We start from the raw sequence: 6459 nt of genomic DNA, 5'->3' as shown, positions 1-6459 counted from the left end.
AACTTATACTGCTTATAAATATTATTGCTCTAATATCTATAGGAACTTTTATATATAACTTTTCTATTATAGTCAGTTCACTATCTCTTCTTTTTTTATAAAGAATATATACTATGGCCAATGTAAGTATTGCATAGACTGATGATTTCAATCCGCTTTTATACAGTGATTTAACTGCCACATCTCTCTGTTCCCATACATCATATAAATAATCTCCTTTTACAGGTTTCTTAGGAAATCTATAAAATCTAAGTGTTTCTTTGTCACTATAATTCAGTGAATTATATAATTTTTCTAATCCACTAGAATACTTCTCCTTATTTACACTAGGATCTTCAGCTGGGAAATAAACATAATAATACTTATTATCATTTATAAACTCTTCACTATTTATTTTATTTTCAATATCATTATCATTAATATTAGTTATTATATTTCCACTACTATCTTTAAAGAAAAATTCTAAATTTACATTATTACTTAATAAGTATTTAAAGTTATTTTTAGCGCTATAAAATAAATCATCTACATAACTCTCATCACTTAATATTATTTTCTTTGCTTCCTCTATGAGCTTATTTATTTCTTCTTCTGACAAGTTATCTGCTTTTCCATTTTCTCTTATACTTTTTTCTGATAATTTAACTTCTTCTTCCTGTATTCTTTTATATTCTTCTACTTTCTTCTTATAGACATCTTCTTTCTTACTTCCATCGATACCCTTATAATTTTTACTATACTCAGTTATTACACTGTCATAATACTGAATATTACTTATTAGCGAATAATCAGTTAAATAACTACTCCCATAATCTCTTTCTAGCCTATTATATTCTGTAATAGTCTTTTTCAATGAAATAGCAAAACATATAACTAAAGTAACTAGTGCTATTATCCCCAAATCTTTGATAATCTTATTTTTTGTCGACTTTGTATCCAATTCCCCACACCACCTTTAAATATTGAGGATTTCTAGGGTCCACCTCTATCTTTTCCCTTATCCTCCTAATATGGACAGTTACTGTATCTACATTATAAGGTGCTTCGTTCCAAACTCTTTCATATATCTCTTCTATAGAAAATACCCTACCTAGATTACTCATTAATAAGCTTAATATCTTAAATTCTAATGGAGTTAATTTAACTTCTTTGTTATCAACAGTTACACTTTTACTTTCCTTGTCTAGTTCTAAAGCTCCTACTGTAATGATGTTATCATTATTATTTAAGCTATTTAATGATGAAAATCTAGTATATCTTCTAATTTGAGAATTTACCCTAGCAATAAGCTCTAAAGGATTAAAAGGTTTTGTTAAATAATCGTCTGCCCCTAAATTTAATCCTAGTATAATATCAGAGTCCTCAGACTTAGCAGACAACATTATTATTGGTATTTCTTTTTCCTTTCTTATTTCCATAGTTGCTCTGGTACCATTAAGATTAGGCATCATTATATCCATAATTACTAAATGAATTTCTTCCTTTCTTATGGTAGCTAGTGCTTCCATTCCATCATAAGCTACAAATACCTTATATCCTTCATTTAAAAGATATATTTCTATTGCTTCGGTTATTTCCTTATCATCATCTACCACTAAGATATTATAATTATTCATATATACTCCCCTATTAACTGTAGTTTTTTAATGTAGTTTAAGTAACTTCCTATACTGATGATATTAAATTAAATAAGTTACAAAGTTTATATCAAAATTCTTAAGGAATTCTTAAAAAACCATATTGTAATATCTATCTATAGAATTTTTAAACTCTAAAATGTCAAAATATCTTCCAAATCTTAATACTTCTTTGCCCTCTACAAATAAAATTAATATTGGTAATGTAAAAACATCATACTTTGCTGCTACTTCCTTATTTTCAACTGCATTAATTTCCAAGAAATTAATCTTTTCATAATCTTTAATAAGTCTCTTAACTTTATCTCTGATAACATCACATGCTCCACAAATAGATCCGCTAAAGTAAACTATACTTATTAAATTATCACTTACATATTTTTCTACATCCATCTCTGAATTTCCTCCAAAAACAATCTATTATTCAATTGATAACCTTCGTCTATAATCTTATAAAATTTTAGTTTAAAGCATTTTTAATTAAATTATCTTAATTGAAATCATAGCTCTTTAAATTCTATATAAGCTATTAAGATACCTATCTATCTTAAATATTTCTAACTCCAAAAGCAATTTTATATAAATTAGATTCTTTCTTAAAGCTTATATACTTATTTTATTATAACATTTTTAGTATTTATTAATAAATTTTCTTCCAATTGTAAAGACTAATAAAGGAGGTGTATTTTATGAAGAAAAAATATTCAATACTTTTATTAGCAACTTTATCTATAGTTACTTTTATAGCTTTAATCCCTAACATATCTGCAAATAGTAGTAACTTAAGCGATTCACAATTTGAGCTTAAGCCATTACCTTATGCTTATGATGCTCTTGAACCATATATAGATAAAGAAACAATGATGCTTCATCATGATAAGCATGAAAAAGCATATTTAGATAATCTTAATAAAGCTATTTCTAAATATCCAGAATTATATAAGATGGGTATAGAAGGAATGCTAAAAGATTTAAATTCAATTCCTGAAGATATAAGGGAGACTGTAAAAAATAATGCTGGAGGAGTTTATAACCACGAATTTTTCTGGTCAATAATGTCTCCTGAAAAAAATCAAGCTCCATCTGGAGATTTGTTAAAGGCAATAAATAAGGATTTCCAATCCTTTGATAATTTCAAATCTAAATTCAAAGAAGCTGCTTTAGGTCGCTTTGGATCAGGTTGGGCTTTCCTTGTTAAGGATAATGATGGAAAATTATCTATTATTTCTACAGCTAATCAAGATTCACCTATTTCTCAAGGCTTAACCCCTATATTAGGTATAGACGTCTGGGAACATGCTTATTACCTAAAATATCAAAATAGAAGAGGTGATTATATAGATAATTGGTGGAACGTAGTTAATTGGAAGCAAGCAGAAAATAATTACTCAGATAAAAAATAGATAATATAAAATTACTAGAAGCCAATTATTTTTATAACTTATATTTTTATAACTTATAAAGAATTTTTTCATTAGTGGCTATGTATTATAGTCTAAAATACAAATTTATAATAAAATAGAAACTTGCATTTAAATAGGGCCACCTTACGGTAGCCCTATTTATCACTAAAATATAGTATTTTGTTCTTCTCTATCGAAAATATGAATCTTACTAGAATCAAATCCAAATTCTATAGTATCTCCTATAACATAATTTGTTGCTGTTCTAGATTTAATAATAAAGCTTGCATTATCTTTCTTAATATGAATATAAGTTTCTGATCCTAAATTCTCAGTTAAATCAACTTGTCCAGTAACTTTTGCTACTCCTGGTTTTTCCAACTCTTCTTTAGTGTAATATATATTTTCTGGTCTAATTCCAACTATAACTTCTATATTCTCAGCATTTTTCTCTTTAACCTTCTTAACCTTATCTTCAGGTATTTCTAAAAGCTCATCAAACACCTTTACATAATGTTTTCCATCCTTAACTAATGTTTCCCCATAAGTCATATTCATTTGAGGGCTTCCTATAAATCCAGCAACAAAAAGATTTGCAGGATGGTTATATATTTCATTAGGAGATGCAACCTGCTGTACTATTCCATCTTTCATAACTACTATTCTTGTACCTAACGTCATGGCTTCAGTTTGGTCATGAGTTACATATATAAATGTTGTTTTTAATTCATTATATAACTTAGATATTTCTATTCTCATTTGCACTCTTAACTTAGCATCAAGATTTGATAAAGGCTCGTCCATTAAGAATACTTTAGGATTTCTAACTATAGCTCTTCCCATAGCTACTCTTTGTCTTTGTCCTCCTGATAAAGCCTTTGGTTTTCTATCTAAAAGATGTTCTATATCTAATATCTTAGCAGCTTCTCTAACTTTTTCTTCTATTTCTTGCTTTGGTAGCTTTCTTAATTTTAATCCAAATGCCATATTTTCAAATACAGTCATATGAGGATATAAAGCATAGTTTTGGAATACCATAGCTATATCTCTATCTTTAGGTGCTACATCATTAACTAGATTATCATCTATGTATAGCTCTCCTCCTGATATCTCTTCAAGACCTGCAATCATTCTTAAAGTTGTAGACTTACCGCAACCTGAAGGTCCAACAAAAACTATAAATTCCTTATCTTCAATATCTAAATTAAAATCCTTAACTGCCTCAAATCCATTATCATATACTTTTTTAATACCCTTTAACTTTAAACCTGCCATATTTATCTCTCCTTTTATTTACCATAATAATTTAATAAGCTCAATCTTGTTTATCGTTTACAATTATGATTTAATTATAACTTTCTATAACTAATATGCAATTGTTTTCATAATATCTTAGTTTATTTCCTTATATTGAATAATAAATTGCAAGTTTTTTTGTGCATTTTTACAAATAGATATTTAGAATCATTTCTACTATTGTTTTAATACCTCAAAAGAAAATACTTTTTATTCTTTATTAATAATTTATCAAGCGACTTTAAAAAATTACCTTTTATTCTTTAAAAAGTTCAGAATGATAGTTAGCTTAATAATTTGCCTAATAAAAAGAGAACTGTAGCACAATGTTTGTGTAACAATCCTCTTTTTATTAGTTTCATAGATTATCTTACTTTTACTATAGATAATCTATGAAGTGCTCTTGTACTCATAATATACTTAATTAAATTATCAGTATTTTCATCAAAATCTATAATTATAACGCCATCAAATTCTAAGCCCTTAGCATAGTATGAAGGCACCATAACTTTTCCACCTCTATATACTATATCTGAATTGTTAAATGCTAATATCTTAGTATATTTTTTTATTTCAGGTGCTATTCTGTTTAACTCTTCCTTATCCTTAGTAATAACAGCTATATTTTCATACTTTTCTTCTTGATAATCTTCTAATAAGTTTAATATAACATCTACTAGTTCTTCCATATTATCTTTTGGAACAGTAGTTTCTAAGACATCAAACTCACCTTTTCTTACAAATGGAACTACTGCATTTTCGTCTAATAATTTACTTGCATAATCCATTATTTGATAAGTAGATCTATAACTCTTTTTAAGTTCAAATAATTCAAAGAATTCACCAAAGATTTCTTTAAGTCTAAGCATTGCAGGTACTTCTTCAGCCTTTACTAATCTTTGATTTGAATCTCCAACAATAGTATAGCTTCTGCAGCCTGTTAGTTCCTTTATAACTATAAATTGAAGCATATTGTAATCTTGAGCCTCATCAATAACTACATGCTTTATTTCATAATTAGATTTCTTACCATCAAGCTTTATCATAAGATATAAAATACCAGCTAAATCTAAATAAGATAACTTATCAATTTCTAAAGTTTTCTTATATATATCAACTATTGATTCATTTTCTATCCACTCTTCAATTTTAGATTTAACCTTCATTACTTCTCTAACAACATCTCTTATAGCAAGTCTTCTTCTAAACTCAATATTATTTTCTTCAATTTGAATATCTTCTTGAGATAAAGCTTCTTTTTCTTCTTTTGCTTTTAAATTTATTTCTCTTACTGCATCATCTCTTTTATCTTTTACCTTTGAAACTAATATTCTTTTTACCTTTTGGCTTCTTCTAAATATAGGCATATATTTATAATGAACATTAAATAATTCTTCAATTTCTTCTTTAGATACAATTTCTTCATTTAAGAAATTAACTGGTCTTAAGTTGAAGTAACCTTCTTCTATTTCATTTGCCTTTTTATCTAGGAACTCTATAAATTCCTTAGAAGATTTATATTTAATCTCATCTATTATCTTTTCATTTCCTTTTAGAACTTCTTCTAAATAAGATGTAATATCAGAAACTTCCTCTTGCAAGTTAATTTCTTTATATGCAAAAGATAAGAAGGTTTCATTTTTAACTGCTGTTTCACCTAAGTTAGGTAATACTTCAGAAATATAATCCATGAAAATATCATTAGGTCCTAAAATTAGTACTTTATCAGTTAGTTGATTTCTATAATTATATAAAAGGTAAGCGATTCTATGAAGCGCAATAGTTGTTTTTCCTGAACCAGCTACTCCATTAACTACTACAGCCTTACTTCTAGCAGCTCTTATAATTTCATCTTGCTCTTTTTGTATAGTGTTAACTATGTCTTTTAGCTTTTCTCCTGATTTAGATGATAATACCATTTGTAATATTTCATCTTGAATATTAATATCTGAATCAAAGAATCCCTCAAGCTTAGCTTTCTTTACCATTAGCTGTCTTCTTCCTATTATATCTACAGGGATTTCTCCATTAGGAGTTGTATAAAAAGTCTTTCCTAACATTCCCTTATAAAATAGTGAAGCTACTGGGGCTCTCCAGTCAACCACTGCTGGATCATAACTTCC

The 6459-nt window shown here is 27.2% G+C and carries 5 protein-coding genes and 1 pseudogene; 1 reads left to right on the top strand and 5 read right to left on the bottom strand.

The annotated features are described in order from the left end of the window. The 3 genes and pseudogenes from E6248_RS11510 to E6248_RS11500 form a co-directional block, all read right to left on the bottom strand. Positions 1-940 (bottom strand): annotated as a pseudogene (locus tag E6248_RS11510) (sensor histidine kinase); the annotation flags it as partial. Next, a complete protein-coding gene (locus tag E6248_RS11505) occupies positions 915-1616 on the bottom strand; it encodes a response regulator transcription factor (RefSeq protein ID WP_316340945.1) in 702 nt (233 codons plus the stop codon). The pseudogene E6248_RS11510 and the gene E6248_RS11505, both read right to left, overlap by 26 nt. Positions 1617-1727: 111 nt before the next feature. Beyond that, on the bottom strand, positions 1728-2030 hold the full coding sequence (locus E6248_RS11500) for a thioredoxin family protein (protein ID WP_316340944.1): 303 nt from the start codon (positions 2028-2030) through the stop codon (positions 1728-1730). A 296-nt stretch (positions 2031-2326) separates the two neighbouring features. Between E6248_RS11500 and E6248_RS11495 the strand changes: the two genes are divergently transcribed. Next, positions 2327-3040 (top strand): superoxide dismutase, encoded by a 714-nt coding sequence (locus E6248_RS11495; protein ID WP_316340943.1) that lies wholly within the window; start codon positions 2327-2329, stop codon positions 3038-3040. Between the two features lie 165 nt (positions 3041-3205). On the opposite strand, the gene E6248_RS11490 is transcribed toward E6248_RS11495, so the two are convergent. Next, the gene (locus tag E6248_RS11490; protein WP_316340942.1) at positions 3206-4315 is read right to left on the bottom strand and encodes a sn-glycerol-3-phosphate ABC transporter ATP-binding protein UgpC; all 1110 of its coding nucleotides are present in this window, start codon (positions 4313-4315) and stop codon (positions 3206-3208) included. A 386-nt stretch (positions 4316-4701) separates the two neighbouring features. Continuing rightward, positions 4702-6459: UvrD-helicase domain-containing protein (locus E6248_RS11485; RefSeq protein WP_316340941.1), on the bottom strand; the 1758-nt coding region annotated here is incomplete at its 5' end.

Source organism: Clostridium sp. (assembly GCF_032552055.1).
Classification (GTDB): Bacteria; Bacillota; Clostridia; order Clostridiales; family Clostridiaceae; genus Clostridium.
The sequence above is the reverse complement of the archived record's forward strand: the minus strand, read 5'-3'. Positions and strand labels throughout refer to the sequence as shown.

Bases quoted from the DNA above. Each gene is read 5' to 3' on its own strand.
- E6248_RS11490 (WP_316340942.1), bottom strand. From the start codon at position 4,315: ATGGCAGGTTTAAAGTTAAAGGGTATTAAAAAAGTATATGATAATGGA.
- E6248_RS11505 (WP_316340945.1), bottom strand. From the start codon at position 1,616: ATGAATAATTATAATATCTTAGTGGTAGATGATGATAAGGAAATAACC.
- E6248_RS11495 (WP_316340943.1), top strand. From the start codon at position 2,327: ATGAAGAAAAAATATTCAATACTTTTATTAGCAACTTTATCTATAGTT.
- E6248_RS11500 (WP_316340944.1), bottom strand. From the start codon at position 2,030: ATGGATGTAGAAAAATATGTAAGTGATAATTTAATAAGTATAGTTTAC.